Raw genomic sequence first — 26,559 nt, 5'->3', positions numbered from 1 at the left:
CCGGAGGTTTTTGAATTCGCGAAGCCGGAGCGGGGTGCGGGGATGGAGCGAGGACGGTACATCTGGCACAACGGGCGGCTCGTGGCCTGGGAGGACGCGGTCGTTCACGTGGCGGCCCACAGCCTACACTACGGGAGCAGCGTCTTCGAGGGGATCCGGGCGTACCCCACGCCCCGCGGGCCCGCGGTGTTCTGCCTGGACGGTCACCTCGACCGCCTGTACGATTCCTGCCGGATCTTCCGCATGGCGGTGCCGTACCCCAAGGAGACCCTCCGCCGGGCCATCCTGGAGGTGGTCCGGGCCAACGGACACGCTTCCTGCTACATCCGGCCCCTGGTGTACCGGGGCGCCGGGGCCTTAGGCCTGGACCCCCGGAAGTCGCCCGTGGAGGTGGCCATCCTGACCCTGGAGTGGGGAGCTTACCTGGGGGGAGAAGCCCTCGAGAAGGGCGTGGACGTGATGATCTCCTCGTGGCGGCGGATGGCCCCCTCCACCCACCCCGCCATGGGCAAGATCGCGGGCAACTACGTGAACTCCCAGCTCGCCACCATGGAGGCCGTGGACAACGGGTACGCGGAGGCCATCATGCTGGACGTCCAGGGATACGTGAGCGAGGGCAGCGGGGAGAACCTCTTCCTGGTGCGTTCCGGGATCCTCTACACGCCCCCCCTCGCCCAGTCCATCCTCCCCGGCATCACCCGGCAGGTGGCCATCACCCTGGCCCGGGAGCTGGGGTACGAGGTACGGGAAGTCCCCATCCCCCGGGAGATGCTGTACGTGGCGGACGAGGTCTTCCTCACGGGGACCGCGGCGGAGATCACCCCCGTGCGATCCGTGGACCGGCAGACCATCGGGCAGGGTCAGCCCGGGCCCGTGACCCGGAGGATCCAGGACGCCTTCTTCGCCATCGTGCGGGGGGAGGTCCCCGACCGGCACGGCTGGCTCACCCACGTGGAAGGAGCGTGAGGCGATGCCTCCCCGGTACGATCCCAAAGCCATCGAGGCGAAGTGGCAGGCCCGGTGGGAGCAGGATGGGCTCTACCGCACGCCCCAGCGCAGCGACCGGCCCAAGTTCTACTTCCTCACCATGTACCCCTACCCCAGCGGGGATCTCCACATCGGCCACTGGTACGCCATGGCCCCGAGCGACGCCGCGGCCCGCTTCCGGCGCATGCAGGGCTACAACGTGCTCTTCCCCATCGGGTTCGATGCCTTCGGGCTTCCCGCGGAGAACGCGGCCATCAAGCACGGCATCCACCCCAAGACCTGGACCCTGCAGAACATCGAGCGCATGCGGGCTCAGCTGCGGTCTATGGGCGCCATGTGGGACTGGTCACGGGAGGTCGTCACCTGCGAGCCCGAGTACTACAAGTGGAACCAGTGGTTCTTTTTAAAGTTCTACGAGGCGGGGCTCGCCTACCGCGCCAAAGCCCCCGTGGACTGGTGCCCCCACTGCAACACCACCCTGGCCCGGGAACAGGTGGTGGGACCGGACCGTCGGTGTGAGCGGTGTGATACCCCCGTCATCAAGCGGGATCTGGAGCAGTGGTTCTTCCGGATCACGAAGTACGCGGATGAGCTCCTGGACTTCTCCGGGATCCAGTGGCCCGAACGCATCGTCACCATGCAGCGCAACTGGATCGGCCGGAGCGAGGGGGCGGAGGTGAATTTCCGGGCCATTGCTCCGGACGGCTCCGCGCATGAGGTCCCGGTCTTCACCACCCGGCCGGACACCTTGTGGGGCGCCACCTTCCTCGTCCTGGCGCCCGAGCACCCGCTCGTGGAAGTCCTCACGGCCCCGGACCGCCGGGAGGCGGTGGAGGCGTACATCTACCAGGCCCGGCGGCAGAGCGAGATCGAGCGGATGAGCACGGAGCGGGAGAAGACCGGGGTGTTCCTGGGCGCGTACGCGGAGAACCCCGTGACCGGGGAGCGCATCCCCGTGTGGATCGCGGACTACGTCCTCATGGGCTACGGCACGGGCGCCATCATGGGGGTTCCTGCCCACGACCAGCGGGACTTCGAGTTCGCCCGGAAGTTCGGCCTCCCCATCCGGGTGGTGGTCCAGCCCGAAGGCGAGCCCCTGCAAGAGCCCCTGGAGCGCGCCTATGAGGGCCCGGGCCGCATGGTGCACTCCGGCCCCTTTGACGGGACGCGGGTCCCCGAGGGGATCCCACAGGTCATCCGGTGGCTCGAGGGCCAGGGCAGGGGGAAGGCCGCGGTGCGCTACCGGCTGCGGGACTGGCTCATCAGCCGCCAGCGGTACTGGGGGACCCCGATCCCGATCATCTACTGCCCGCGGTGCGGGACCGTGCCCGTGCCGTACGAGGACCTGCCGGTGCTGCTGCCCGAGGACGTGGACTTCATGCCCACGGGAGAGTCCCCCCTGAAGTACCACGAGGGGTTCCGTCGGACCCGGTGCCCCCGGTGCGGCGGGGAGGCCCAGCGGGAGACGGACACCATGGACACCTTCGTGGACTCCTCCTGGTACCAGTACCGGTACGTCTCCCCGCATTACGATCAGGGCCCCTTCGACGTGGAGGAGGTGCACTACTGGTGCCCCGTGGACCAGTACACGGGCGGGGCCGAGCACGCGGTGATGCACCTCCTGTACACCCGGTTCTTCACCAAGGCTCTGGCGGACCTGGGGCTTCTCCGGTTCCGGGAGCCCATGCTGCGCCTCTTCAATCAGGGCGTGATCCTGGGAGAAGACGGCGAGAAGATGAGCAAATCCCGGGGCAACGTGGTGGACCCCGATGAGCAGGTCGCGAAGTACGGGGCGGACACCGTACGGGCCTACCTCATGTTCATGCGGCCCTGGGCAGAAGGCGGGCCGTGGAGCAGCCGGGACATCGAGGGGGTGGCGCGGTTCCTGCGGCGGGTGTGGGACCTCGTCACGGGCAGCGCGGAGGACGTGCGCCGCCCGAGCCGGAGCGGGGATCCCAAGGCCGAGCTGGAGCTGCGGCGGTGGACCCATCGGACCACCAAGCGTGTGACGGAGGACTTCGAGCAGTTCGGCTTCAACACCGCCATCGCGGCCCTCATGGAGTTCACCAACCATCTGGGCCGGGTCCGCGGCCAGCTGCGGGGTACGGAGGCCTGGGCGGAGGCCATCCGCACCCTCGTGCTCCTGCTGGCCCCCATCACCCCGCACCTGGCGGAGGAGCTGTGGGAGCGCATCGGCGGGGCATACAGCGTGCACACCCAGAGCTGGCCCACCTACGACCCGGAGCTGGCCCGGGCTCCGGAGATCACCCTGGTGGTGCAGGTGGACGGCCGGGTGCGGGATCGGATCGTCGTCCCCGCGGATATCCCTCCGGACCGGGCGCGGGAGCTGGCCCTCGAGAGTTCCAAGGTCCAGCAGATCCTCAACGGCCGCCGGGTGAAGGACGTGGTCTACGTACCGGGGAGGGTTCTCAACCTCGTTACCGAGCCGGTGCCCGAGGAGGCGAGGGGTCAGGGAACCCGGACGTAGGGACGGATCCGTTCGATGAGCTTCGGTCCCACGCCCTTCACCCGTTGGAGATCCTCCAGCCGGGCGTAAGGCCCTCCCAGGGTCCGATCCCGTACGATCCGCTCCGCGAGCTTCGGCCCGATGCCCGGCAGCTGTTCCAGCTCCTCCCGGGTTGCCGTGTTGAGGGAGATGGGCCCGGTGAACTCGGGAAGCGGGAGGGTCCGAGGAGTCACCCCTGGGGGAGATGGGGAAGGCTGCTCCGGGGCTTGGATCACCACCGGCGGGGGGAGGGGAGCCAGGGCCCGGGCCAGCAGGGCCCCCATGGCCAGCGCGGCCGCCAGGGCGATGAGCAGGGTCTCCCGGGAGGTGAACTCCGGCATTCCGTGGAATCAACGCACCGGAAAGCCGCGTTGAGGGAATCAACGTTGGGACGGAACCGCTCCTCCTCCTCCTCCGTAGGCATGGGCGTGACGGACCTCTTTGAGGGTGCCCTGGTGCCGGATTCCCCGGCGGGCCGCCCGGCCGTCGTCGGGGAGGAAGCCCTGCACTTCGAGGCCATCGTTCACCGCTACGGCCGGCACGTGTACAACATCGCGTACCGCCTCAGCGGGAACGAGGCGGACGCGAAGGACCTGACCCAGGAGGCCTTCCTGAGGGTCTACCGGGCACTGCCCCGGGTGGAACCCGGGGTACCGCTCGAGGGATGGCTGTACCGGATCGTCCTGAACCTCTTCATCGACCATCTCCGGAAGCGGGGCAGGATGCGGACGGAGTCCCTGGACGTCCCCGTTACCACACCCCGAGGGGACGAGGTGGAGCGGGCGGTGCCGGACGAGTCCAGCAACCCTGAGGAGCAGGTGGTGAGTCCCGTGATGGACGCCGAGATCCAGAACGCCCTGGGGGCCCTGGCTCCGGACCTCCGGGCGGTGGTGGTCCTGGTGGACATCCAGGGGTTTTCCTACGAGGAGGTGGCCAGTATCCTGCGGGTTCCCATCGGGACGGTGAAGTCGCGCCTGCACCGGGCCAGGCGCTTCCTGCGGGACCGCCTGGCTCCCTTTTACCGTCCGTCGGGGATTGGTCGCACCGGGGCGGAGGAGGAAGGACCGTGAACCGCCGCTTGGAACGGCTGCTCTCCTGTTTTCTGGACGAGGAGGTGACTCCCCAGGAGCGGGCGGAGGTGGAGCGCCTCCTGCGTACGGATCCGGAAGCCCGGGCGTTCCTGGAGGATCTCCGTCGGGTGCGCGAGGCCCTCCGGGCCCTCCCGGATCGGCCCCTCCCCGGGGATCTCACCGCGGACCTCCTCCAGGCCGTGCGGGGAGCGGGGAGGATCAGAGGGTGGACGGGTCAGGTGCCCGCGATCCGCGGGCTGTTCGCGAACGCCCTGACCCGCTTCGTGCTCGCGGCGGCCTGCCTCGCGGCGGTCGCGCTCCTCGGCGCAGTCCCTCTCCTCCGTCCGGGGCCGGAGGGCATCCTCGATGCGAAGGCGGAGGTGGAATTCCTCGTGCGGGAGCACGCCCTCCAGGTCTCCGCGGATCCCCTGGTGGATCGGGCCTACCTGGGCATCACCCTTACGGATGCCCACCTCTCCCTTGCGGGAGAGCGTCTCCCGGAGGAGGGTCGGTGAGCCGCCTGGGCGCGGTGTTGACCGCGGTGGTGCTGGCGGCGGGAGGAAGTGCGGGCAGGTGGGTCACCTCCCCCCTCACCGTCCTCCGATGGGCGATGTCCGCACCCCGGACGGCGAACTACGAGGGGACGAAGGTCCTCGCGGTCCGCCGGGAGGGGAGGGTGGAATCCGTCACCCTCCTGGAGATACACCGCCGTCCGGACGCTTACCGCATGGAGTTCCTCTCTCCCGAGAGGGTTGCGGGGCGGATCTTCGTGGACACCGGTCAGGAGAGCTGGCACTATGAGCCTTCCGTGCACCTGGTGGTGCGGGGTCCATCCCTCAGCCGTCGTGTTCCCCAGGAGCTGGACGCGCTGGCGGAGCGTTACCACGTGCGGCTCCTGGGCATCACCCGGGTCGTCACCCGCCCTGCCTACCTCGTGGAGGTGGTGCCGAAGGGCCAGGGGATTCACCGGAGGATCTGGGTTGACCGGGCCACGGGGTTGATCCTTGCCTGGCAGGAGTCGGACCCGGAGCGCGGGGTGTTCTTCGCCTCAACCTTCACCCGGATCAGCATCGGGGGAGACCTCCCCCCGGCCCTCTTCCGGTTCCGGCCCCCTGCCCGGGCCCGGGTGGTGGACCTCCGACCGGAAGGATCGCGGGCCAGCCGCCTCTCCGTCCTGGCCGCGCACGTGGGATTCCTCCCGGTGGCGCCCGCGGAGCTGCCCGCGGGATTCCGGTACCTGGGTGTCGGGGTTTCCCGTCTGGGCGGCGTGGAAGCCGTGGTCCTCCGGTACGGGGACGGGGTGACCGCGGTCTCCCTGTTCCAGGTTCCTGCCCGTCGCTTGGGCTTCCCGGTCGGCGGGATCCCGCTACGCCTCGAGGACCTGGAGGCGCGCCTGTACACTTCCGGTCCCTTCCGGGTCCTGGTGTGGGAGCGGGCGGGGCTCCGGTTCGCCGCGGTGGGCAACGTTCCCACCGCGGTCCTGCTGGCCTTCGCGCAGGGGACGGATCCGGGAGGAGAGACCGATCGGATCCTCGCCCTCCACCGGGCCACGGGGGCGCCCCTGGATCGAATCGAGGACCTCCGGGACCGCGGAATGACCTTCTCCGAGATCCGCGCACTCCTGGCCCCCGGTTCCTTCCCGGCGGCAAGCGCCGGCGCTCCCCGCCGGGAATTCCTGGACCTCTTGGAAGGGTTCCACGAGCAGGTACGCTTCGAGCTCACCCGGCGGTGAAGAACAGCAGGAGGATCTCCCGGAGGAGTTTCGCAGCCACCACCGCGCTGACCCCGGAGGGGTCCAGGGAGGGTGCCAGCTCCACGAGGTCCAGCCCCACCACCCTCAGGTGCCCGAGGGCCCGCAGGGCCCCCCAGAGGTCCTGGAAGGAGGGCCCTCCCGGTTCCGGATTCCCGACCCCGGGCGCGAAGGCTGGGTCCAGCACGTCCAGATCCAGGGTGAGGTAGACGGGGACCTGCCGGAGCTCGTGCCTCACCGTGTCCGGGAGGGCGAGGGCCCCCAGGCTCCACCGGCAGTGTGCCCGCGCGAATTCGAATTCCTCCCGGATCCCTGACCGTACCCCCATCTGCACGATCCGGCGGTCACCCACCACCTCCCACACCCGCCGCATCACGCAGGCGTGGGACAGGGGGTTCCCCTCGTAGACGTCCCGCAGATCCGCGTGGGCGTCCACCTGGACCACCATAAGATCCGGATGGCGGGCATGTAGGGCCCGCACCGCGCCCAGGGTGAGGGTGTGATCGCCCCCCAGCAGTACCGGAGCCGTACCCGCGTCCAGGGAGGCCACCGCCCGGGTCACCGCCTCCACCATGTCGGGAGGGTCGAGCCCCACCACGGGGAGATCCCCGAGATCCGCCACCGCCAGGTGCGCCTCGAGATCCCGGTCCAGCGCGGGGCTATAGGTCTCCAGACTCCAGGAGGCGGCCCGGATGGCCTCCGGTCCCTGCGCCGCCCCGCGGCGGTAGGACTGGGTGGCATCGTACGGGACTCCGATGATCGCCGCACGGGGGTGGGGGATCCCCTGGGTACCCAGGAACCGCACTACGCCTCAAGCACCTCGCGCAGGAAGGGCGGGGCCGTGAGGGATTCGTGGTGGCGGGCCGCGGTGTAGTACTGGAGGTTCATCCCCGCGATCCGGTCCTCGATCACCCCGGGGGAGATCGCCAGCGGATCTGGTCCCTTGGAGCCCAGGGTGAAGGACCAAAAGGCCCCCGGGTAGGTAGGGATGGAGACCAGGAAGGTGCGGACGATGGGGAAGTGCTGCTTCAGGTTCCGCCGGACCTGGAGGATGAGATCGCGCTGGTAGAGGGGGGAACCGCTCTGCACGGCCAGCACGCCCTCCTCCGTGAGGACGCGGTAAAGATCCCCGTAGAACTCCGCGCTGAACAAGGGCACGGAGGGGCCCTGGGGGTCCGTGGAATCCACCAGGGCCACGTCGAACCGGCTCTCCGTGCGGCGGACGTAGGTGAATCCATCCTCGAATCGGAGCTCCACCCGGGGGTCCTCGAAGGCGCCCTTCGGGATCTCCGGGATGTACCGTCGGATGACCTCCACCACCAGCTCGTCGATCTCCACCATGACCGCCCGCCTCAGGGGATGCTTGAGGGCTTCCTCCAGGAGTCCACCATCCCCTCCTCCGATGATGAGGAGGGAGGTGGGGGCGGGGTGCGTGACGAGGGGGAGATGGGCCAGCATCTCGTGGTAGATGAACTCGTCCGCCTCCGTGGTCTGCACCGCCTCGTCCAGCAAGAGCATCCGGCCGAAGAACGCGTTGCGCACCACCTGCACGTGCTGGTACCGGGAACGTCCGTCGAAGAGCACTTCCTCAATGCGATACGCGTTGGCGAACCCTTCCGCACCGGTGTCCCGAAACCACTCCTCCATCGCTCCTTCCTCCTGTGCCTGGACCGGGGCGCGGGGGAAGCCCTTCGCACGGCCGCTCACTCGGGCCAGAAGAGGACGGCGGCCACGGAGCACCCGATGCGCTCCACCACGTGCTCCGTGGACTCCACCACCACCTCCCGCAACCGCAGATCACGGCTCTCAAAGGCTTCCCGCACCATCCGGCGGACGATCTGCTCCGCGTTCTCCGCGGTCCCCCGGTGGGAGTACTCCATGATCACCCCGTACGAGTCCTCGCTGAAGCCCACGCCGATGGCGGCCGCGATCCGTTCCCCGGGGACGTGGCTGGTGATCCGTGCGTACACCGCGGGCATGAGGGTCCCCGCGGGGATCCTCCGCATGGGAACGATCCGGCAGCCGGCGGGCAGGATGCTGGTGACCCGGAGGAAGTTCAGGTTCGCAATCCCGGCGTTGAGGAGGGCCCGGTCAAACGCGTTGATCTCCGTGCTCCCCTCCCCGGACCCCGAGGTCAGGGTGATGGCCTTCGGCACCGACCACATGCGCTCCCTCCTCGCCGATCCCGACCTGGGTTACAGCACCCCCTATCCTAGGGAGCCCCTCCCGGAGGTGCAAGGGATTCGTACCGGGGGCCGGGGGTCCCGCATTTCCTTGACACCCGGGGGGGCGTTGCTATAATCGTCGGGGGTTTGGGCCCACGGACCCCCGGGCCGAAGCGGTTTGTGCCCTGAGGCGCGTTGCGGGAGTGTGCCCACGTAGCTCAGGAGGCAGAGCGCGTCCTTGGTAAGGACGAGGTCACCGGTTCGAGTCCGGTCGTGGGCTCCAGCCAGGATTTCCGGTAAGGGAGGATCTGTATGGCGAAGCCGAAGTTCGAGCGGAAGAAGCCTCACGTGAACATCGGGACCATTGGGCACGTGGACCATGGCAAGACCACCCTAACCGCGGCCATCACCCACGCCATGGCCCACTATGGCTTGGCGCAGCCCAAGGGGTACTACGACATCGACAACGCCCCCGAGGAGCGGGCCCGAGGACTCACCATCAACATCAGCCACGTGGAGTATGAGACCGAGAAGCGGCACTACGCGCACGTGGACTGCCCGGGGCACGCGGACTACATCAAGAACATGATCACGGGTGCCGCGCAGATGGACGGGGCCATCCTGGTGGTGAGTGCCGCGGACGGCCCCATGCCCCAGACCCGGGAGCACATCCTCCTGGCGCGGCAGGTCAACGTCCCCGCCATCGTGGTCTTCCTCAACAAGGTGGACATGGTGGATGACCCGGAGCTCCTGGAGCTCGTGGAGGTCGAGGTCCGGGAGCTGTTGAGCCGATACGGGTTCCCCGGGGACGAGGTGCCGGTGGTGAAAGGGTCCGCCCTCAAGGCCTTGGAGGCCCTGGAGGGCAACCCCAACATCCGGCGGGGGGACGACCCCTGGGTGGACAAGATCTACGAGCTCATGGATGCGGTGGACAACTACATCCCGCTGCCCGTTCGGGACGTGGACAAGCCCTTCCTCATGAGCGTGGAGGATGTGTTCTCCATCACGGGGCGGGGAACCGTGGCCACGGGTCGGGTGGAACGGGGCCGCATCAAGCTGGGCGAGGAAGTGGAGATCGTGGGATTCCGGGCGGAGCCCCGGAAGACGGTGGTGACGGGGCTGGAGATGTTCCGGAAGGTCCTGGACGAGGCCGTGGCAGGGGACAACATCGGGATCCTGCTGCGCGGGGTGGAGCGGGACGACGTGGAGCGGGGCATGGTCATCGCCAAACCGGGCACCATCAAGCCCCACACGAAGTTCCTGGCGGAGGTGTACGTGCTCACCAAGGAGGAGGGGGGTCGGCATACCCCCTTCTTCAGCGGATACCGGCCCCAGTTCTACTTCCGGACCACGGACGTCACGGGGACCATCAAGCTCCCCAGCGGGGTGGAGATGGTCATGCCGGGCGACAACGTGAACCTGGAGGTGGAGCTCATCGCCCCCATCGCCCTGGAAGAGGGGCTGCGGTTCGCCATCCGGGAAGGGGGGAGGACCGTGGGGGCAGGGGTTGTGACCAAGATCCTGGAGTGATGCCGCATGGCCCGGGAGATCATCACGCTGGCGTGTACGGTGTGCAAGCGGCGGAACTACGTGACCCAGAAGAATAAGAAGAACGATCCCGATCGGCTGGAATTGCGGAAGTACTGCCGGTGGTGCCGCAAGCACACCCCACACCGGGAGACGAGGTAGGGTCATGCCCCTCCGGGAACGGGACCGGGAGCTTCGACGTCGGCGTCACCGGCGGGAACGGATCCGGAAACTCCGGGAGCGCCTCCAGAGGGCCCAGAGCCGGGAGGAAAGGGAGCAGCTGGTCCAGAAGATGATCAAGCGGGCTCCCTGGCGGTACCAGGAGTTCCTGGCCCTCCTCCACTCCTCATGATATCATAGGGTCGGCCACAGGGGCGTAGCTCGAACTGGCCAGAGCGCCGGTCTCCAAAACCGGAGGTTCCGGGTTCGAGTCCCGGCGCCCCTGCCAGGTTGCTGTTCGAGTTTTGCGTCTCACGCGGGGGGAGACAGGTGGAGGACCGGATCGGCTTTCTCTCCGAGGCGGAGATCGAGCAGATCGTCAAACTGGTGGAGGTCCTGGAGCGATCCTCCTTTGACTTCCTGCAGCTGGAAGTCGGGGATCTGAAGCTCACCATCAGCAAGGGCGGAAGGGGAGAGGAGCGGGAGGGGGGCCCGTCCCGGAAGGAGGACGAGCGATCCTCTCTGCCCCGGACCCAGGAATCCGCCGCGATTCCCCCCTCCCCGGTAGGGGTAAGGGAGACCCCCCGCAGTGGGCCCGGAGGAGAGGAGCCCTCCCCCAAACGGGAACAGGACGGCTCCGCGACCTCTCCCACGGCGACCGCGGTGGAGGAGGCGGTGTTCATCCGAGCCCCCATCGTGGGCCGATTTTACGCCCAACCCGAACCGGGGGCCCCGCCTTTTGTGACGGTGGGCACCTTCGTGGAGGAGGACACCACCGTGGGCCTCATCGAGGTGATGAAGGTGTTCAACGCGGTGCGGGCGGGCGTGCGGGGGGTCATCACGGAAATCCTGGTTCAGGACGGTCAGTTCGTGGAGTTCGGTCAGCCCCTCTTCCGGGTCCGTCCCGCCTGATCCGAGGGGAGGAAAGTGGGCGTTTCCCGGGTCCTCATCGCCAACCGGGGAGAGATCGCGGTCCGGATCATCCGGGCGTGCCGGGCGCTGGGGCTGGAGGCCGTACTCGCCGTCTCGGAGGCGGATCGGGAGAGCCTCCCGGCCCGGATGGCGGACCGGGTGGTGTGCATCGGTCCCGCCAGTGCCCAGCACAGCTACCTCAACATCGGGGCCATCGTCGCGGCCGCCCTCGGGACCGGAGCGGATGCCGTACACCCGGGATATGGGTTTTTGGCGGAGTCCCCGGAGCTGGCGGAGGCGTGCGCGGAGTACGGGCTCGTGTTCGTCGGGCCCAGGCCCGAGCAGATCCGGCTCATGGGCAACAAGCTGGAGGCCCGGCGGCTGGCGGAGCGGTGCGGGGTGCCGGTGCTCCCGGGTTCCGAGCCGGTCCGGTCTGCGGGAGAGGCGGTGCGGAAGGCGGAGGAAATCGGCTTCCCGGTGATGCTCAAGGCAGCCGCGGGGGGCGGGGGGCGGGGGATGAAGGTGGCGCATACCCCCCGGGAGCTGGAGGCGCACTTCGCGGCGGCCGCGGGGGAGGCCCGGGCGGCCTTCGGGGATGACACCCTGTACCTGGAGCGGTACGTCCCGCACGCCCGGCACGTGGAGGTCCAGATCCTCGCGGATGCCCATGGCACCGTGCTTCACCTGGGAGATCGGGACTGCTCCCTCCAGCGGCGGCACCAGAAGGTGGTCGAGGAAGCCCTCGCCCCAAATCTCTCCGACTCCCTGCGGACTTCCCTCTGGAGCGCGGCGGTGACCCTTGCTCGATCCATGGGGTACCTGAACGCGGGGACTCTGGAGTTCCTGGTGGACGTGGAGGCGGAACGGTTCTACTTCCTGGAGATGAACACCCGCATCCAGGTGGAACACCCCGTCACGGAGGCCGTAACCGGCATCGACATCGTCCAGGAGCAGTTCCGCATCGCGGCAGGGGAACCCCTCCGCTGGCGTCAGGAGGAGGTCCGGTTCGCGGGGCACGCCATCGAGTGCCGCCTAACCGCGGAGGACGCGACGAGGGCCTTCCAACCTTCCCCGGGGAGGATCACCGTCTGGAATGCCCCCCAGGGGCCGGGGATCCGGTTGGACACCCACTGTTTTGCGGGGTATGAGGTCCCCGTCTACTACGACTCCCTCCTCGGCAAGCTCATCGCGTACGGCCAGGATCGGGAGGAGGCCGTCCGGCGGATGCAGGAAGCGCTGGGGGCCTTCCGGGTGGAGGGGATCGCCACCACCATTCCCTTCCTGCGGTTTGTGGTCTCCACCCCGGAGTTCCAGGAAGGCCGGGTGCACACCCGCCTGCTCCAGGACCTGATCCACCGGTGGCAGGCCCTGGGAGCGGCGACACCCGGGCGGGTTCCCTGAAACGAACCCCCTCGGAGATCGCGGTCGCCAAGAACCCCGGATCGGGTTTACGGCCTCGGGGATCGGGGGGCCGCGGTCCCTTCCACCTTGGCGCGCAGGCCGTGGAGGTCGTAGGTGAGCTGTCCCGCCTCGAGCTTTCGCCGCAGATCCTGTTCGCGCACCGCACGGGCCCGGGCGGCCTGCACGACCTCCGGGAGGCGCTCCGCGGCGATGACCACCGCCCCGTCCGCGTCCAGGACCACCCAGTCTCCGGGGCGGATCTCCGCACCCCCCACGGTCACCGGCACGTTGATGGCCCCCACCACATCCTTCGTGGCGCCCCGGACGCTCACGTACCGTGTCCAGATGGGGAGGCCCAGGTCGCGGAGGGCTTCCACGTCCCGGACCGCGGCGTCCACCAGGAGTGCCGCAGCCCCCCGCCTCTTGGCCTGGATGGCCAGCAGCTCCCCCACGAGGGCAACCGGTGCGGGCCTGGGCATGGTGAGCACGAGGACCTCCTGCGGCCGCACCTGATCCATGACCGCGTGGACCATGAGGTTGTCGTCCTGGCCGCACAGGACCGTGCGGGCCGGCCCCGCGGCCCGACTCCCAGGAACCACCTGGATCAGAGGACCCTCCACGAGACCCGCCCGGCCGCTCGCCTCGTAGAGCGTGGCCACGCCGAGCGCTGCCAGTTCCTTCGGGTCCACCGGAGAGAGGGAGCTCATAGGGCCTCCACCACGATGGGCAGGATGCGCTGGAAGGCTTCCGCGTACCGGATGCGGGAATTGCCTGAGAGTCGCCGCGCGTGGTTGGCCCGGCGGATCGCCATGGCTCCATAGTACTCCTGCAGGTACTTCTGGGAGGCCATGGCCTCCATGGCCTTTTGTTTGAGCTCGTACACGGGCGTGATGTCCAGGAAGGTGTCCGGGACGAACCCGCAGAGCTCCGGCTGGTGCGGTTCGAAGGCGAACACCCGGGGAGGCAGAACGGTGCGGAAGGCGCTGGCCACCCCCGCGCCCGCCGCGAGCTGCCGGGCGCGTTCCGTGGCCTGGAAGGCCACCGCGTGGTCTGGGTTCAGGGGATCCCGTTCCGCGTGGGTGAGGACACAGTCCGGCTCGAACTCCCGGAAGATCTCTGCAAGCTTCTCCAGGGCGTTCCGGTCCACCTCGAGGGGGTAATCGCCCAGGTCGAGGCTCTGGAACCGGGCCCCCAGGATCTCCGCGGCCCGGCTCGCCTCCTCGTGCCGGATGGCCTTCACCCGCTCGATGGTCTGCCCCGGTTCCCGCCAAAGCTCCCCGGATTCCCCGCGTTCGCCGTAGGAGAGGGCCACCACCAGGGCGCTTCCGCCTCGGGTGGTCACGGTGGCGATGGCCCCGCCTGCGCGCCACACAAAATCCGCGGCGTGGGCACTGACCACAAGAAGCCTGCGGCTGGGTTCCACGGCGTTCCCTCCTTAACTTCAGTCCAGATTCCAAACCCGCCGAAGGTGATCCATCTGGGCCGCCTGACGCATGGCCTCGATCACCTGCTGGAGGTGATGGCGCATGGCGGCTTCCGCACCGTCCGGATCGCCCCTTGCCACCGCTTCCACGATGGCCCGGTGTTCCTCCAGGGATCGGGCGAGCCGGCCGGGGATCAACACGGTCCGGTAGCGATACCGCACGTTCTGGACCTGCAGGACATCGATCAGCCGGGCCGCGGTCGCGTGCCCGGCGATGCGGAGAAGGATCCGGTGAAGTTCGTGGTTCATCTCCGAGTAGCCCAGCGGGTCGCCCCGCTCCCGGCAAACCTCCATACGGCGCAGGACCTTCTGGAGCTCTCCGATGTCCTCGGGGGTCGCCCGACGGGCCGCGTATCGTACGGTCAGGCACTCCAGCGCCGCCCGGGCTTCTAGGATCTCCACGGCCTCCGACTCGGTCACCAACCGCACCCGTGCTCCCCGGTTGGGCTCCCGTTGGACGATCCCTTCCTGCTCCAGCCGTACCAGCGCGGTGCGCACCGCCGCGCGGCCGACGCCGAACGTCCGGGCCAGCTCCACCTCCACGAGCCGCTGGTTGGGGAGCAGCCGTCCCTCTAGGATGGCGCGGCGTAGGGCCTCGTAGCAGTAGTCCTCTGTCCGTTGCGGTCGGACGGAGACCTTTCCCTCTTCCATGGTTAGGACTCACCGTCCACGAGCCGCTGTGGATTGCGCACCGCCATGATGCGGATCTCTTCCTCAGAAAATCCGGCTTCCAGGAGCCGGTCTGCCATCAAGGCGAGGCCGTCCTCGGGCGGGGGAGCGGTGGGTTGTCCGAGGTCGCTGCTGAGGAGGGAGTGCTCCACCCCCACCTCCCGGATCCTGGTGCACAGCTCCGCCCACGATATTTTCCCTGTATGCGCGGTCGCAAAGCACCGTTCCAGCAGGGCTCCTTCCCGGGCCAGGAGGCGCTGGTCCTCCATGGGGAGGTCCTGCGTGGGAAAGTCCGGGTGGGTGATGACCAAGCGACGGATGCCCTCCTGCTTGGCGGCTTCCACCACCGCGAAGATCTCGTCGCGGCTCAGGTGTCCCGTGGCGAGGACGAGGTCGTGCCGCGCGATGGCCCGCAGGACCTCGCGGGTTTCGGGCCGCACCCTCCCGGATCCGTCCACCACCCGCACGGGATCATAGGAGACCCCCTTCTGACGCAGCTCCTCCTGGAGGCGGGCCCAGTAGGGAGCCTTTTCAGATGTGCGCCCCTCCCGGAGGGCCCGGGCCTCGTTCTCCGCGTCCACCGTGGGCATCCAGATGATCCGGGCGCCCTCCCGCGCCGCGATCTCCACCGCCACGGGGTTCATGCCGCCCACGGCGGCGTTCAGGCAGAGGGCACCGAATGCCCGAATGCCGGGCACCAGGAGGTTCACCAGGCGCGCCCGGGCCGCGGTGGAGGTGTAGTGGGACTTGATGGCAAATCCCGCCAGCCCGCGATGGAGAAATCCCCGCGCCGCCTCGATATCGTGACAACGGCGGGGGAGGGCGTCCGGGCCGGTATGCACGTGAAGGTCGTACGCGCCGCGAACCACCGCCTGCGCCCGCTCCGAGGGCGCCCGGATCTCCTCGCCCATGGGTCCCCCTTTTCTGCTCCCACACCGCAGGAGCGTTCTTTGACTAAAGGTACACGACACGGATGGACCCGGTCAACAGGCGTGTTGACAGATTCGTAGGCATCCTCCTAGAGTGAAACTGCGTAAGGCACGCCGAGGATTTCCGCATCCTGTGGCGAAGGAGGTAGCCATGAGTGAGCTCATGGGCCCGACGATTCCCCCGAGCCCCCCGAGTTGTGATCTCGCCCACCTCGCCCACCTGGAGCTCCTCACCCCCAAGCTGGAGGAAAGTCTCCGGTTCTTCGTGGACGTCATGGGGATGACCATCACCGAACAGTCCGGGGACTCCGTGTACCTGCGCGGGTGGGACGACTATGCCCATCACACCCTGAAGCTCACGGCCGCGAGGCTGCCTGGGATGGGCCACTTCGCCTTCCGCGCCGCAAGCCCGGAGGCCCTCAACCGTCGGGTCCAGGCTCTGGAGCGGTCGGGCTACGGCGTGGGGTGGATCGAGGGGGATCGGGGGCACGGCCCCGCCTATCAGTTCCGGACCCCGGACGGCCACCTGGGGGAGATCTTCTACGAGGTGGAGTGGTACCGGCCCACGGAGGAGACGAGGCCCGCGTTGAAGAACCAGGCCTCCCGATTTCCCGCGCGAGGTGCCAATCTCCGACGGCTGGATCACATCAACCTGTTCGCCGCGGACGTGCGTGCCACCCGGATCTTGATGCAGGAGGCCCTGGGCTGCCGGCTCACGGAGATCATCATCTTCGACGACGGCTCGGAGAAGGGCGCGTGGGTGACCACGAACAACAAGGGCTATGAGGTGGCCATCACGGAGGACCAGACGGGAGCGCGCGGGCGGTTCCACCACGTGTGCTATGCGGTGGACAGTCGGGAGGAGGTCCTGCGGGCCGCGGACATCTGCCTGGAGCACGGGATCTTCATCGAGTACGGGCCCTACAAGCACGCGGTCCAGCAGACGTTCTTCCTCTACGTGTACGAGCCCGGCGGCAACCGGGTGGAGATCGGGTGTCCGGGTGCCCGCCTGATCCTGGCTCCGGACTGGAGGCCCATCGTGTGGAGCGAGGCGGAGCGCAAGAGAGGACAGGCTTGGGGGATGCCCACCGTGGCCACCTTCCACACCTACGGGACGCCTCCCGTGGAGGTGGCGGTGCGCTGATGGAGCGTGGATCGCGGATCTGCGGGAAGTCCCAGGGGGAGGGATCGGCATGCCGGGACTCGTGGCCCCCATCGGGCGGGTAGAGCGGATTTCGCGCACCCTGGCGCCCAGAGGTCAGGCCGAGCTCCGGGGAGCCCGGGTGGGGCTCGTGGACAGCGGGAAGCGCAATGCGGATCGGTTCGTACAGGCGTTGGGGGAGCTGCTCCGGGAGCGCTTCGGAGTCGGAGAGGTCCTCATCCGCCGGAAACCCAACCCCACCCTCCCGGCCCCCCGGGAGATGCTCCGGGAGCTCTCCGAGGCGTGTACGTTCGTGGTACATGCCGTGGGAGATTGAGGGGCCTGTGCCGCGGCCAGTGTGGCCGACGGGATCGCGTTGGAGGAGCAAGGGATCCCGACCGCGGTGGTGGTCACGGAGGCCTTCCGCGGGATGGCAGATACCCGAGCCCGGGACCTGGGAGTACCAGGATACCCCTATGTGGCGATCCCGCACCCCCTCAGTAGCCTCACCTCCGCGGAGCTTCGGGCCCGGGCAGAACAGGTGCTTCCCGAGGTACTGCGTGTGTTGGGCGTGGGAGAAGCCCGGGACGTGGGGAGAGGGTGGGAGCGTCCTGCGCGCCCGGAGGAGGAAGCGTTCCTCCCGAGGGGCGATGCGGTTCCTTCCCTGATCGAGTTCTGCTACGAGCAGGGGTGGACGGACGGATTGCCCGTGGTACCTCCCACGGAGGAGCTCGTCCAAAGGTTCCTGGCCCAGGTACAACGGGATCCAGATGAGGTGGTCCTGAGCCAGGAGCACTTAGGCAGGAGCTGCACCGTGCGCCTTGCGGCCGCGAACGCGGTCATGGCGGGGTGTCGGCCGGAGCACTTCCCCGTGGTCCTGGCGGCCTTGGAAGCCCTGCAGGCCCTTGTCGAAAACCGAGCGGTGCTCATGCCCCAGCATGGCCAGGCGGTCTTGCTGATCGTGAACGGCCCGATCCGGAACCGGCTGGCGTTCAACTGCAAGGACAACGTCCTGGGCCCCGGGGACCGGGCGAACGCCACCGTGGGCCGGGCGATCCGGCTGGTGATCCAAAACGCCTTGGGGATCCGGCCGCACGTGTACGACCTGAGCACCCAGGGGACCCCGGCCAAGTACAGCTTCTGCATCGCGGAGAACGAGGAGGAGAGCCCCTGGGAGCCGTTGCACGTGGAGCGAGGATTTGCCCGGGAGGAAAGCACAGTGACCGTGGCCCTGGCCCAGAGCACCCTACACGTGGAGCAGCGGGACTCCAAGCGGCCGGAGCACATCCTCCTCAGCATTGCGGACTCCATGTCCTACGCAGGTGCCTACTTCCCCTGGCGGTTCGGGCACGGGTCCATCGTGGTGATGGGGCCGGAGCACGCGCAGCTCATCGCGGAGGCGGGGTGGAGCAAGCATCGGGTGCGGGAGTTTCTGTGGGAGCACTTCGGGCGTCGGGCGGGGGAGTTGCGGCGCCTTGCGAAGGCAGGGGGGCTGGATCCGGACCTTCCGGACGAGGCGTTCGTGCGGTTCGCGCCGGGCCCGGAAGCCATTACCTTGGTCATCGCGGGGGCGAGGAACGCGGGAGTGTCTACCGTGTGTCCCACCTTCGCCTGGCAGACGGCGACGCGGGGCGTTCCGGAGGCAAGGGTGCACGAATAACCCGCAGGGGGTGAGAGCCATGCGGAAGATGGTCGCGTTGGCCGTTGGCGTGGCCCTGGCGGTGGTCCTGTCCATCCAGGGAGTGGTGGGTCTGGCGGGTCCTGCGGAGCGGCCCCAGCGGGGAGGGGTGCTTCGGGTGGCGGACGAACCCGCGGGAGGCCCCTTCGGGGTGCCGTGGATCATGCCCGTGTTCGGCATCATCGCCGCCATGCCCGTCTACGAGGCCCCGGTGTGGGTGGACGCGTATAACCGGGTCCTGCCGAGGCTCGCGGAGCGATGGGAGGTGGCTCCGGACAGGAAAGCCCTCATCCTCCGGCTGCGGCGGGGAGTCCTCTTCCACGACGGCACGGAGATGACGGCGGAGGCGGTGAAGTTCAGCTTGGAAGGGTACATCCAGGCCCGGCGGGTGCCTGCCTACATCAAGTCCGCGGACGTGCTGGACCGGTACACGGTGCGGGTGAACCTGGAGAAGTGGGACAACGGGATCTACATCTCGCTGAGCGCGGTTCTCATTACTTCCCCTGCCACCGTCCAGCGATTGGGGCAGGAGCGGGCCCAGTGGCAGCCGGTGGGCACGGGGCCGTTCCGGATCGTGCGATATGACCCGAACGCGTACGCGGATTATGTCCGGTTTAATCAATACTGGGATCGCGGGAAGCCCTACCTGGACCGCCTCGAGCTGCGGTTCATCCGGGACGAGCAGACGCGCAAAGCTGCTCTCCTGGCGCGCCAACTGGACATCGCCGGGTTCGGAGACCCTGCCATCATCGCAGAGCTTCGGGATACAGGGAGGTTCCAGCTCATCACCGGGCCTCCGGGAGCAGGGATCCTGATGATCATTCCGGACAGTGCGAATTCCGATTCTCCCTTCGCGGACCGGAGGGTTCGGGAAGCGGTCGCGTACGCGGTGGACCGGGATGCCATCGCCCGGGCGCTCGGTCGCGGGAACTGGCGCCCGTGGAATCAGATTGCGCACCCGTTCAGTCCTGCAGCCCTTCAGGACTACCCAGGACCCTCGTATAACCCTGCGCGGGCGAAGGAGCTGCTCGCCCAGGCGGGATATCCCAATGGGTTCAGCACCCGGGTCATCAAGGCCTTCTACCTGGAGCGGGACATTGCCCTGGCGGTCCAGCGGTATCTCCAGGAAGTCGGGATCCGGGCGGAGCTGGAGACGCCGGAGATCGGGCGGTACGTGGAGTACCAGCGGAACGGATGGCGGGGCGTCCTCCTTCACTTCTACGGCTACTTCCCGAACTTCAACAACTACATCCGGTTCTACTTCACGAACTCCCCGGAAGGGTTTGTCAGCCTGAAGCGTCCGGAGGGGCTGGAACGGCTGGTGGAGGAGTCTGCGGCGACCCTTACGCCCCAGCGGCACAAGCTCCAACAAGTTCATCGGCTGCTGATGCAGGATTACACGGTCATTCCGGTGTTCATGGCCATGCGGACCTACGTGGCATGGCCCGAGGTGCGGGGAACGGCCCACCTCACCAAATCTACCTGGCCTTGGTGGGAGCCCGCGAACGCATGGAAAGCACGGCCATAAGCATAAGTAAGGTTTGCAGAACACGCAGGAGGAGACCATGAGGTACCGATGGCATGTGGCGGGGATGGTCCTGACCCTCCTCGGCCTGGCAGGGGCGCCTGTGCTGATGGCGCAGCCGGATGTGGTGCAGGCGGCCCGGCGGGAGGGAAAGGTGGTCGTGTACGTGGCCATGCGGGAGCCCATCTTCAACGTGGTGAAGAAGATCTATGAGGGACGATACGGGGTGCCGGTGGAGGAGTGGAGGAGCTCCGCGAGCGGGATCCTGGACCGGGCACTCACGGAGACCCGGGTGGGCCGGTGGCTCTTTGACGTGGCGGAGGGCACCACGGAGACCATGCAGGTGCTCCGGGACGCGGGAGCCATCGGTCGGGGTCCGTGGCCTCCCATCGAGGGACTCACGGTAACGTGGCGGGATCCCACCCTCCCTCCCCCCTACCGGGTGATCGCGGACGCGGTGATCTACAACCCGCGGCTGGTCCCCGCGGCGGAGGTCCCCCGGTCGTACCTGGATCTCATCGACCCGAAGTGGCGGGGGAAGATCGTGATGGCGGATCCCCAGCGGAACGTAACCATCGCCCTCTGGTTGCACTGGCTCCGCAACGTGTTGGGAAGGGATTATGACCGGTTCCTCCGGGGCTTCGCGGAACAGAACCCGGCCTTCGTGGGGCAGGATCCCCTGGTCCCCCCAAAGGTGATCAGCGGGGAATACCCCATCGGGATCACGCTCCTGCACTACGTTCCCCTCTTCCGGGCGCAGGGAGCCCCCATCGATTACGCGCGGATCAATCCCATGATGGCCGTGGGTGCCCACTTCGCGGTGAGCGCTCGGCCTCCGCACCCCAACGCGGCGCGGCTCCTCATGGAGACCCTCCACTCCCGGGCCACCCTTTTGGCCCTCGCGCAGGAAGGGGAGGTGGTCCTGGTGCGGGGGGTGAAGTCGCCCATCCCAGGCTTGGAGCAGATCCGATTCCAGGTGGCGCAGCCCCTGGGAGCCGAAAGGCTGCAGGAGTGGCGGCGCGAGCTGGAGAGGGTGTTTGCGCGGCGATAGTCGAGCGACGGTGGCCTCGCGGTACAAGGCACCGGCATGAACGGGCGGGTACTGGCAGGCCCGCGCCCCTGGCTCTCGGTGGAGACGGGCACGTGGGTGGCGGTGGCCACAGGCCTTCTCGTGGGCTTCCTCGCCCTGTACCCCACGGTGATGCTCTTTTACGGGAGCGTCAGCGATGCGCCCCTGGGACTCCCCGGGCGCTGGACCACCGCGCACTATCGGGAGGCCTACACGGATCCGAGGACCTACCGGATCCTGGTGAACTCCCTGCTCTTCGCCGCGGGGGCCACCGCATTTTCCATGCTTCTGGCGACGGTCCTCGCGTGGATTACGGTACGCACCGATGCACCGGGCAGGGGCCTGTTTGAGCTCATCGGTCTGGCGCCCAACGTGATCCCCCGGTTCCTCGTGGCCACCTCGTGGAGCCTGGTGCTGAGCCCCCGCATCGGGCTGCTCAATCGAGGGGTGTTGCAGCCTCTCGGACTTCCCGTCCTGAACGGGTACTCCCTGGGCGGGATGATGTTCGTGGAGGGGTTGGTGCTCACGCCCCTCGCCTTCCTCATCCTCTCCGCGGCCCTGCGGGCCATGGACCCGGCCCTGGAGGAGGCCGGACGGATGGCGGGGTCCGGCGTGCTGGATGTGACCCGGCGGGTGACCATCCCCGTCATGGCGCCCGCGGTCATCGGCACGGCCACCCTGAACTTCGCCCGGGCCATCGAGAGCCTCGATATCCCCGTGGTCCTGGGGATGCCCGTGGGGATCGAGGTCCTGAGCACGAGGATCTTCCGGGAGGCCCTGGCGACCCTCCCTCCCAACCACAACCTCGCGGCCACGTATGCGGTGGGCCAGCTGGCCATCACCCTCACCCTGGTGGGGATCTACCGGAGGCTGACCGCACTTTCGGAGCGCTACGCCACCATCACGGGACGGGGATACCGACCCCGGGTGATCAACCTGGGTCGGTGGCGGTATCTGGCCTCCGGGGTGGCGCTGGGGATCCTCGGGCTGCTCGTGATCGTCCCCCTGGCGGTGCTCGTGTACGTCTCCTTGACGCCCTACTACCAGGTGCCGAGCCGGGAGATGCTGAGCCAGCTCACGCTCCGGCACTACGAGTTCCTTCTCCAGAGTGGTCGGGTGGGGCGGGCCCTCCAGGTGAGCCTCACCCTGGCACTGGGCGGGGCCACCGTGGCCATGCTCCTCGCCTCCCTGGTGGCGTACTTCACCGTTCATCGGAGGACTCGGTTCAGCGGGATCCTGGAGGGGCTATCCTTCGTGCCCTGGGCCTTTCCCGGGACGGCCCTCGCGGTGGGGCTGCTTTGGGCCTACGCGCAGCTCCCCCTGCCCATCTACGGGACCCTATGGATCCTCCTCATCAGCTACGTCACGCGGTTTCTGCCCTACGGCCTGAGGGCCATGACCTCCACCATGGTGCAGGTGCACCGGGAGCTGGAGGAATCCTCGAGGGTTTGCGGGGCGGGGTTTGGGAGCACGTTCCGGAAGGTCCTCCTGCCGCTCGTTCGGCCCGGGTTCCTCGCGGGTTGGGCCATCCTCTTTACCATCTACATCCAGGAGTTCAGCACCTCCGTCCTCCTGTATACTCCCCGCTCGGAGCCCGTGGGTCCCCTGCTGTTCCACCTGTGGGAGGACGGGCAGGTCGGGGACATGGCGGCCCTGGGCGTGCTCGTGAGCGCCCTGTGTGTGGTCGTGGTCGCCGCGGCACGCCGGTGGATGCGCGGGCCGGCCGCCGCGCTCTAGATCCGTGAGAGCACAAGGTATGCTAGATTTAGGTGATCGGTCGTGGCCTCCATCCGGTTGATCTCCCTCCGGAAGGTGTTCACCTTCCAGGGCCAGCGGGTCCGGGCCGTGGACGGGGTGACCCTGGAGGCCCCGGAGGGGAAGATCCTGACCCTGCTGGGCCCCAGCGGGTGCGGGAAGACCACGGTGCTGCGGTGCATCGCCGGGTTGGAGCGGCCCGATGACGGGGAGATCCGGTTCGGGGAGCAGGTGGTTTTCAGCCGGGCGCAGGGGATCTATCTCCCTCCGGAGCGCCGGAACATCGGGATGGTCTTCCAGTCCTATGCCATCTGGCCGCACCTGACGGTGTTCGAGAACGTGGCGTATCCCTTGAGGGTGCGGCGCCTGCCCCCCGGGGAGATCCGGAGGCGGGTGGAGGCGGCGCTGGAGCTGGTGGGACTGGGAGGGTTGGGGGACCGGCCCGCGCCGTTGCTGAGCGGAGGCCAACAGCAGCGGGTGGCCCTGGCCCGGGCCCTGGTGTACGAGCCTCAGGTTCTGCTCCTGGATGAGCCCCTCAGCAACCTGGATGCGAAGGTGCGGGAGCAGGTTCGGGAGGAACTGCGGGGATTGCAGCGGAAGCTGGGCATTACCACGGTCTACGTGACGCACGACCAGGTGGAGGCGCTGTCCCTGTCAGACGTGGTGGCGGTAATGCGGGAGGGACGGGTGGAGGAAGTCGGGACCCCCCAGCAACTGTACGAGCGGCCCCGGACCCGGTTCGTGGCGGAGTTCGTGGGGACCACGAACCTGTTCACCGGGCGCCTGGTGGCGATGAACGGGCAAGTGGCCGTGGTGGAGACGGACTGGGGGCGGCTGCAGGTGCGGTTGGAGGAAGGCGATGTGCCGCGGGGCGAGCGGGTGTGGGTGGGAATCCGGCCCGAGCACGTGGTGATGGAGCCGGAACCCACGGGGGACGTGAACGTGGTGGGAGGGAGGGTCCTCTCCGCCCTGTTCGAGGGGACGGTGATGCGGTACCGGATCGCCCTGGCCGAGGGAAGGGGGACCCTGATGGCCTACGGTCCGCCGGTTTGGCGGATCGGGGAGGCGGTCTACCTCCGGCTGGACCCGCGGCGGATCCTCCTTCTCCGGCAGTCTCCCTCGGAGGCCATCGCACATCATTCCAACGGAGGGAGGTGAGGGGAATGGCGGTGCTGGTGGATCCCACAGGAGGGGTGCAGGAGATCAGGCGGCGCATGGCCCCAAGGGGCGGTCGGTCCCTGCGGGGGGCCCGGGTGGGGCTCGTGGACAACGGCAAGCGGAACGCGGATGTCTTCCTCAGGGCCCTGGGGGATCTCCTCCGGGAGAGGTACGGGGTGCGGGAGGTGGTGCTGCGGCGCAAGCCGCACTTCGCGGTCCCCGTTCCTCCGGAACTGGTGGAGGAGCTCGGGACGCAGTGTGATTTCGTGATCCCCGGGGTCGGGGACTGAGGGTCCTGCAGCGCGGCCAGTGTGGCCGACGGCATCCTGTTCGAGGAACGGGGGATTCCGGCTGCCGCGGTGATCACGGATGCCTTCCGCCGCACCGCGGACGCCATGGCTCGGACCCAGGGATTGGAAGGGTATCCGTATGTGGCCATTCCGCACCCCATCAGCAGTCTCTCCCCGGAGGAGTTGAGAGTCCGGGCGGAGCAGGCCCTTCCGGAAGTGGTGCGGCTGCTGCAGGAGGAGGTGGCAGGATGAGTCAAGGAGTGCGGACGGAACCGACCCGGGAGGCGGTGCGGGAGGCCCGGGCGGCCATCGAGTACTGTTACGAGCAGGGGTGGACGGACGGGTTGCCGGTGGTGCCTCCCGCGGAGGAGTTCGTGGAGGAGTTCCTCGCGCAGGTGGACCGGGACCCAGAGGAGGTGATCTTCGCGCAGGAGCACCTGGGGCGGAAGTGCACCGTGCGCCTTGCGGCCGCGAACGCGGTCATGGCGGGGTGTCGGCCGGAGCACTTCCCCGTGGTCCTGGCCATGCTGGAGGCTGTTCGGGACCTGCCGGTGAGCCGCGGGTTGTTCCAGAGCACCACCGGCCAGGCGGTGCTGGTGGTGATCAACGGTCCCGTGCGCCAGGAGCTGGGCTTTAACGGCACGGACAACGTGTTCAGTCCCGGAGACCGGGCGAACGCCACCGTGGGCCGGGCCCTGCGGCTGGTGGTCATGAACGCCTTCGGGATCCGGCCCCACACCTTCGATCAGAGCACCCAGGGGACCCCGGCCAAGTACAGCTTCTGCATCGCGGAGAACGAGGAGGAGAGCCCCTGGGAACCGTTGCACGTGGAGCGGGGATTTCGGGAGGACGAGAGCACGGTGACCGTGGCCTGGGCGAGGGGGACCATGCCCGTGGAACAGCGGGACTCCAAGCAGCCGGAACACATCCTCCTCAACATCGCGGACTCCATGTCATACGGAGGAGGATATTTCCCCTCCCCCCGAGGCCACGGGTCCATCGTGGTGATGGGGCCGGAGCACGCGCAGCTCATCGCGGAGGCGGGGTGGAGCAAGCATCGAGTGCGGGCGTTCCTGTGGGAGCACTTCGGGCGTCGGGCGGGGGAGTTGCGGCGCCTTGCGAAGGCAGGGGGGCTGGATCCAGACCTTCCGGACGAGGCGTTCGTGCGGTTCGCGCATGCCCCGGAGGCGATTACGTTGATCGTGGCGGGAGCGCGGAACGCGGGAGTATCCACCGTCTGTCCCACCTTCGTCTGGCAGACCGTTACCCGCCGAATCCCCGCGAGGCGCATGTGATCGGGTGTAACGTTATGAAACGGGAGGTGAGCTAGGATGCGGAGGATGGGAGGACTGGCTTTGGGCGTGATCCTGGCGGTTGTCTTGGCCGCCCGAGGGATCGGGGTAGGCCTGGCGGGTCCTGCGGAGCAGCCCCAACGGGGAGGGGTCCTGCGGGTGGCGGACGAACCTCCCGGAGGCCCCTTCGGGGTCCCGTGGATCATGCCCGTGTTCGGCATCATCGCCGCCATGCCCGTGTACGAGACCCTGGTGTGGGTCGATGCGTACGGGCGGGTCTCCCCCAGACTCGCGGAGCGGTGGGAGGTGGCCCCGGACCGGAAGGCCATCGTCCTGCGGCTTCGCCGGGGGGTCAAGTTCCACGACGGCACGGAGCTGACCGGGGAGGCGGTGAAGTTCAGCCTGGAGGAGAGCATCAAGGTCCGGCGGCTGCCGGCCTACATCAAGTCCGTGGACGTGCTGGACCGGTACACGGTGCGGGTGAACCTGGAGAAGTGGGACAACGGGGTGTTCCTTGCTCTGGGAGGATCCGCGGCCCTCATCGCTTCTCCTGCCACCATCCAGCGGCTGGGACAGGAGCGGGCCCAGTGGCAGCCGGTGGGCACGGGGCCCTTCCGGATCGTGCGGTACGATCCGAGCTCGTACGCGGACTACGTGCGGTTTGCCCAGTACTGGGATCGCGGAAAGCCCTATTTGGATCGCCTGGAGATGCGGTTCATCCAGGATGAGCAAACCCGGAAGGCGGCCCTGTTGGCCCATCAGCTGGACATCGCGGGCTTCGGGGATCCCGCCATCATCGCGGAGCTCCGGGATACCGGGAGGTTCCGGCTCATCACGGGGCCTCCGGGTGCGGGGATCCTCATGATCATCCCGGACAGTGTGAACTCGGATTCGCCGTTTGCCGATCGCCGGGTTCGGGAGGCACTCGCGTACGCGGTGGATCGGGATGCCATCGCCCGGGCGCTCGGCCGCGGGAACTGGCGCCCGTGGAATCAGATTGCGCACCCGTTCAGTCCTGCAGCCCTTCAGGACTACCCAGGACCCTCGTATAACCCTGCGCGGGCGAAGGAGCTGCTCGCCCAGGCGGGATATC

General features: G+C 68.3%; 29 protein-coding genes and 2 tRNA genes. 23 read left to right on the top strand and 8 right to left on the bottom strand.

The features are described from left to right. The first annotated feature begins 42 nt into the window (after positions 1–42). Together QN206_11765 and leuS are read left to right on the top strand one after the other, a co-directional pair. Positions 43–966 (top strand): branched-chain amino acid transaminase, encoded by a 924-nt coding sequence (locus QN206_11765; GenBank protein MDR7615482.1) that lies wholly within the window; start codon positions 43–45, stop codon positions 964–966. 4 nt (positions 967–970) lie between these two features. Further along, positions 971–3,475: a leucine--tRNA ligase gene (gene leuS, locus QN206_11760; protein ID MDR7615481.1), complete on the top strand. Its 2,505-nt coding sequence runs from the start codon at positions 971–973 to the stop codon at positions 3,473–3,475. Here the strand turns inward: leuS and QN206_11755 are convergent. Further along, positions 3,457–3,834 carry a helix-hairpin-helix domain-containing protein gene (locus QN206_11755; protein ID MDR7615480.1) on the bottom strand — a complete coding sequence of 126 codons (378 nt, stop codon included), beginning with the start codon at positions 3,832–3,834 and terminating at the stop codon, positions 3,457–3,459. The genes leuS and QN206_11755 overlap by 19 nt on opposite strands. Before the next feature lie 87 nt (positions 3,835–3,921). On the opposite strand from QN206_11755, the gene QN206_11750 reads away from it, so the two are divergent. Genes QN206_11750 through QN206_11740 form a run of 3 tightly spaced genes read left to right on the top strand, consistent with a single transcriptional unit; the run spans position 3,922 to position 6,295 of the window. Beyond that, on the top strand, positions 3,922–4,563 hold the full coding sequence (locus QN206_11750; protein MDR7615479.1) for a sigma-70 family RNA polymerase sigma factor: 642 nt from the start codon (positions 3,922–3,924) through the stop codon (positions 4,561–4,563). Further along, positions 4,560–5,078, top strand: a complete 519-nt coding sequence (locus QN206_11745) for a hypothetical protein (protein MDR7615478.1) — start codon at positions 4,560–4,562, stop codon at positions 5,076–5,078. The genes QN206_11750 and QN206_11745 overlap by 4 nt, the downstream gene beginning before the upstream one ends. After that, a complete protein-coding gene (locus tag QN206_11740) occupies positions 5,075–6,295 on the top strand; it encodes a sigma-E factor regulatory protein RseB domain-containing protein (GenBank protein ID MDR7615477.1) in 1,221 nt (406 codons plus the stop codon). Before QN206_11745 ends, QN206_11740 begins: the two co-directional genes overlap by 4 nt. Here QN206_11740 and speB read toward each other — a convergent pair. From speB to QN206_11725, 3 genes are read right to left on the bottom strand one after another with little or no spacing between them, the layout of a single operon-like run. Then, positions 6,282–7,118: an agmatinase gene (gene speB, locus QN206_11735; protein MDR7615476.1), complete on the bottom strand. Its 837-nt coding sequence runs from the start codon at positions 7,116–7,118 to the stop codon at positions 6,282–6,284. The genes QN206_11740 and speB overlap by 14 nt on opposite strands. Then, positions 7,118–7,960 carry a polyamine aminopropyltransferase gene (gene speE, locus QN206_11730; protein ID MDR7615475.1) on the bottom strand — a complete coding sequence of 281 codons (843 nt, stop codon included), beginning with the start codon at positions 7,958–7,960 and terminating at the stop codon, positions 7,118–7,120. The genes speB and speE overlap by 1 nt, the downstream gene beginning before the upstream one ends. 56 nt (positions 7,961–8,016) lie before the next feature. Next, positions 8,017–8,478, bottom strand: a complete 462-nt coding sequence (locus tag QN206_11725) for an arginine decarboxylase, pyruvoyl-dependent (protein ID MDR7615474.1) — start codon at positions 8,476–8,478, stop codon at positions 8,017–8,019. A gap of 207 nt (positions 8,479–8,685) precedes the next feature. Between QN206_11725 and QN206_11720 the strand changes: the two genes are divergently transcribed. The 7 genes from QN206_11720 to QN206_11690 all read left to right on the top strand — a co-directional run bounded on the left by QN206_11720 (position 8,686) and on the right by QN206_11690 (position 12,477). After that, positions 8,686–8,761, top strand: a tRNA-Thr gene (locus QN206_11720). A gap of 29 nt (positions 8,762–8,790) precedes the next feature. After that, a complete protein-coding gene (tuf, locus tag QN206_11715; GenBank protein ID MDR7615473.1) occupies positions 8,791–10,008 on the top strand; it encodes an elongation factor Tu in 1,218 nt (405 codons plus the stop codon). A gap of 6 nt (positions 10,009–10,014) precedes the next feature. After that, positions 10,015–10,167: a 50S ribosomal protein L33 gene (gene rpmG / locus QN206_11710; protein ID MDR7615472.1), complete on the top strand. Its 153-nt coding sequence runs from the start codon at positions 10,015–10,017 to the stop codon at positions 10,165–10,167. Between the two features lie 4 nt (positions 10,168–10,171). After that, positions 10,172–10,357: a hypothetical protein gene (locus tag QN206_11705; protein ID MDR7615471.1), complete on the top strand. Its 186-nt coding sequence runs from the start codon at positions 10,172–10,174 to the stop codon at positions 10,355–10,357. Between the two features lie 18 nt (positions 10,358–10,375). Then, positions 10,376–10,453, top strand: a tRNA-Trp gene (locus tag QN206_11700). Positions 10,454–10,494: 41 nt separating this feature from the next. Further along, entirely contained in the window at positions 10,495–11,076 is a 582-nt protein-coding gene (locus QN206_11695) for a biotin/lipoyl-containing protein (protein MDR7615470.1), read from the top strand. A gap of 15 nt (positions 11,077–11,091) precedes the next feature. Then, positions 11,092–12,477, top strand: coding sequence for an acetyl-CoA carboxylase biotin carboxylase subunit (locus QN206_11690; protein ID MDR7615469.1), 1,386 nt, complete (start codon positions 11,092–11,094; stop codon positions 12,475–12,477). Between the two features lie 47 nt (positions 12,478–12,524). Here QN206_11690 and QN206_11685 read toward each other — a convergent pair whose 3' ends face one another. The 4 genes from QN206_11685 to QN206_11670 are packed head-to-tail and all read right to left on the bottom strand — an operon-like array spanning position 12,525 to position 15,540. Further along, entirely contained in the window at positions 12,525–13,184 is a 660-nt protein-coding gene (locus QN206_11685; protein ID MDR7615468.1) for a 4-carboxy-4-hydroxy-2-oxoadipate aldolase/oxaloacetate decarboxylase, read from the bottom strand. Further along, positions 13,181–13,900 carry a PIG-L deacetylase family protein gene (locus QN206_11680; GenBank protein ID MDR7615467.1) on the bottom strand — a complete coding sequence of 240 codons (720 nt, stop codon included), beginning with the start codon at positions 13,898–13,900 and terminating at the stop codon, positions 13,181–13,183. The genes QN206_11685 and QN206_11680 overlap by 4 nt, the downstream gene beginning before the upstream one ends. 18 nt (positions 13,901–13,918) lie before the next feature. Next, positions 13,919–14,611, bottom strand: coding sequence for a GntR family transcriptional regulator (locus QN206_11675; GenBank protein ID MDR7615466.1), 693 nt, complete (start codon positions 14,609–14,611; stop codon positions 13,919–13,921). A gap of 2 nt (positions 14,612–14,613) precedes the next feature. Next, on the bottom strand, positions 14,614–15,540 hold the full coding sequence (locus QN206_11670) for a DUF6282 family protein (protein MDR7615465.1): 927 nt from the start codon (positions 15,538–15,540) through the stop codon (positions 14,614–14,616). A 169-nt stretch (positions 15,541–15,709) separates the two neighbouring features. On the opposite strand from QN206_11670, the gene QN206_11665 reads away from it, so the two are divergent. From QN206_11665 to QN206_11615, 11 genes are all read left to right on the top strand, one after another. Then, positions 15,710–16,702, top strand: coding sequence for a catechol 2,3-dioxygenase (locus QN206_11665; GenBank protein ID MDR7615464.1), 993 nt, complete (start codon positions 15,710–15,712; stop codon positions 16,700–16,702). 49 nt (positions 16,703–16,751) lie between these two features. Next, positions 16,752–17,036: a hypothetical protein gene (locus tag QN206_11660; protein ID MDR7615463.1), complete on the top strand. Its 285-nt coding sequence runs from the start codon at positions 16,752–16,754 to the stop codon at positions 17,034–17,036. Between the two features lie 93 nt (positions 17,037–17,129). Beyond that, positions 17,130–18,359 carry a hypothetical protein gene (locus QN206_11655; GenBank protein ID MDR7615462.1) on the top strand — a complete coding sequence of 410 codons (1,230 nt, stop codon included), beginning with the start codon at positions 17,130–17,132 and terminating at the stop codon, positions 18,357–18,359. A 19-nt stretch (positions 18,360–18,378) separates the two neighbouring features. Next, positions 18,379–19,905: an ABC transporter substrate-binding protein gene (locus QN206_11650; GenBank protein MDR7615461.1), complete on the top strand. Its 1,527-nt coding sequence runs from the start codon at positions 18,379–18,381 to the stop codon at positions 19,903–19,905. Between the two features lie 37 nt (positions 19,906–19,942). Further along, a complete protein-coding gene (locus tag QN206_11645) occupies positions 19,943–20,953 on the top strand; it encodes a substrate-binding domain-containing protein (GenBank protein ID MDR7615460.1) in 1,011 nt (336 codons plus the stop codon). 36 nt (positions 20,954–20,989) lie between these two features. Continuing rightward, positions 20,990–22,708: an iron ABC transporter permease gene (locus tag QN206_11640; protein MDR7615459.1), complete on the top strand. Its 1,719-nt coding sequence runs from the start codon at positions 20,990–20,992 to the stop codon at positions 22,706–22,708. Between the two features lie 42 nt (positions 22,709–22,750). Next, complete coding sequence (locus QN206_11635) at positions 22,751–23,884, top strand: ABC transporter ATP-binding protein (GenBank protein ID MDR7615458.1); 1,134 nt, start codon at positions 22,751–22,753, stop codon at positions 23,882–23,884. A gap of 5 nt (positions 23,885–23,889) precedes the next feature. Continuing rightward, the gene (locus tag QN206_11630; GenBank protein ID MDR7615457.1) at positions 23,890–24,174 is read left to right on the top strand and encodes a hypothetical protein; all 285 of its coding nucleotides are present in this window, start codon (positions 23,890–23,892) and stop codon (positions 24,172–24,174) included. A 21-nt stretch (positions 24,175–24,195) separates the two neighbouring features. Next, positions 24,196–24,426, top strand: coding sequence for a hypothetical protein (locus tag QN206_11625; protein ID MDR7615456.1), 231 nt, complete (start codon positions 24,196–24,198; stop codon positions 24,424–24,426). Beyond that, the gene (locus QN206_11620; GenBank protein ID MDR7615455.1) at positions 24,423–25,469 is read left to right on the top strand and encodes a hypothetical protein; all 1,047 of its coding nucleotides are present in this window, start codon (positions 24,423–24,425) and stop codon (positions 25,467–25,469) included. The genes QN206_11625 and QN206_11620 overlap by 4 nt, the downstream gene beginning before the upstream one ends. A gap of 36 nt (positions 25,470–25,505) precedes the next feature. Continuing rightward, a partial coding sequence (locus tag QN206_11615) for an ABC transporter substrate-binding protein (protein MDR7615454.1) occupies positions 25,506–26,559 on the top strand: 1,054 nt, incomplete at its 3' end.

It is taken from the genome of Armatimonadota bacterium (assembly GCA_031460175.1).
Taxonomy (GTDB): domain Bacteria; phylum Sysuimicrobiota; class Sysuimicrobiia; order Sysuimicrobiales; family Sysuimicrobiaceae; genus Sysuimicrobium; species Sysuimicrobium tengchongense.
The sequence above is the reverse complement of the archived record's forward strand: the minus strand, read 5'-3'. Positions and strand labels throughout refer to the sequence as shown.

What these genes read in the sequence shown, in the direction of transcription:
- QN206_11765 (MDR7615482.1), top strand. Translation starts at nt 43, where the DNA reads ATGGAGCGAGGACGGTACATCTGGCACAACGGGCGGCTCGTGGCCTGG.
- leuS (MDR7615481.1), top strand. Translation starts at nt 971, where the DNA reads ATGCCTCCCCGGTACGATCCCAAAGCCATCGAGGCGAAGTGGCAGGCC.
- QN206_11755 (MDR7615480.1), bottom strand. Translation starts at nt 3,834, where the DNA reads ATGCCGGAGTTCACCTCCCGGGAGACCCTGCTCATCGCCCTGGCGGCC.
- speE (MDR7615475.1), bottom strand. Translation starts at nt 7,960, where the DNA reads ATGGAGGAGTGGTTTCGGGACACCGGTGCGGAAGGGTTCGCCAACGCG.
- QN206_11725 (MDR7615474.1), bottom strand. Translation starts at nt 8,478, where the DNA reads ATGTGGTCGGTGCCGAAGGCCATCACCCTGACCTCGGGGTCCGGGGAG.
- tuf (MDR7615473.1), top strand. Translation starts at nt 8,791, where the DNA reads ATGGCGAAGCCGAAGTTCGAGCGGAAGAAGCCTCACGTGAACATCGGG.
- rpmG (MDR7615472.1), top strand. Translation starts at nt 10,015, where the DNA reads ATGGCCCGGGAGATCATCACGCTGGCGTGTACGGTGTGCAAGCGGCGG.
- QN206_11705 (MDR7615471.1), top strand. Translation starts at nt 10,172, where the DNA reads ATGCCCCTCCGGGAACGGGACCGGGAGCTTCGACGTCGGCGTCACCGG.
- QN206_11685 (MDR7615468.1), bottom strand. Translation starts at nt 13,184, where the DNA reads ATGAGCTCCCTCTCTCCGGTGGACCCGAAGGAACTGGCAGCGCTCGGC.
- QN206_11675 (MDR7615466.1), bottom strand. Translation starts at nt 14,611, where the DNA reads ATGGAAGAGGGAAAGGTCTCCGTCCGACCGCAACGGACAGAGGACTAC.
- QN206_11670 (MDR7615465.1), bottom strand. Translation starts at nt 15,540, where the DNA reads ATGGGCGAGGAGATCCGGGCGCCCTCGGAGCGGGCGCAGGCGGTGGTT.
- QN206_11665 (MDR7615464.1), top strand. Translation starts at nt 15,710, where the DNA reads ATGAGTGAGCTCATGGGCCCGACGATTCCCCCGAGCCCCCCGAGTTGT.
- QN206_11660 (MDR7615463.1), top strand. Translation starts at nt 16,752, where the DNA reads ATGCCGGGACTCGTGGCCCCCATCGGGCGGGTAGAGCGGATTTCGCGC.
- QN206_11655 (MDR7615462.1), top strand. Translation starts at nt 17,130, where the DNA reads ATGGCAGATACCCGAGCCCGGGACCTGGGAGTACCAGGATACCCCTAT.
- QN206_11650 (MDR7615461.1), top strand. Translation starts at nt 18,379, where the DNA reads ATGCGGAAGATGGTCGCGTTGGCCGTTGGCGTGGCCCTGGCGGTGGTC.
- QN206_11645 (MDR7615460.1), top strand. Translation starts at nt 19,943, where the DNA reads ATGAGGTACCGATGGCATGTGGCGGGGATGGTCCTGACCCTCCTCGGC.
- QN206_11640 (MDR7615459.1), top strand. Translation starts at nt 20,990, where the DNA reads ATGAACGGGCGGGTACTGGCAGGCCCGCGCCCCTGGCTCTCGGTGGAG.
- QN206_11630 (MDR7615457.1), top strand. Translation starts at nt 23,890, where the DNA reads ATGGCGGTGCTGGTGGATCCCACAGGAGGGGTGCAGGAGATCAGGCGG.
- QN206_11620 (MDR7615455.1), top strand. Translation starts at nt 24,423, where the DNA reads ATGAGTCAAGGAGTGCGGACGGAACCGACCCGGGAGGCGGTGCGGGAG.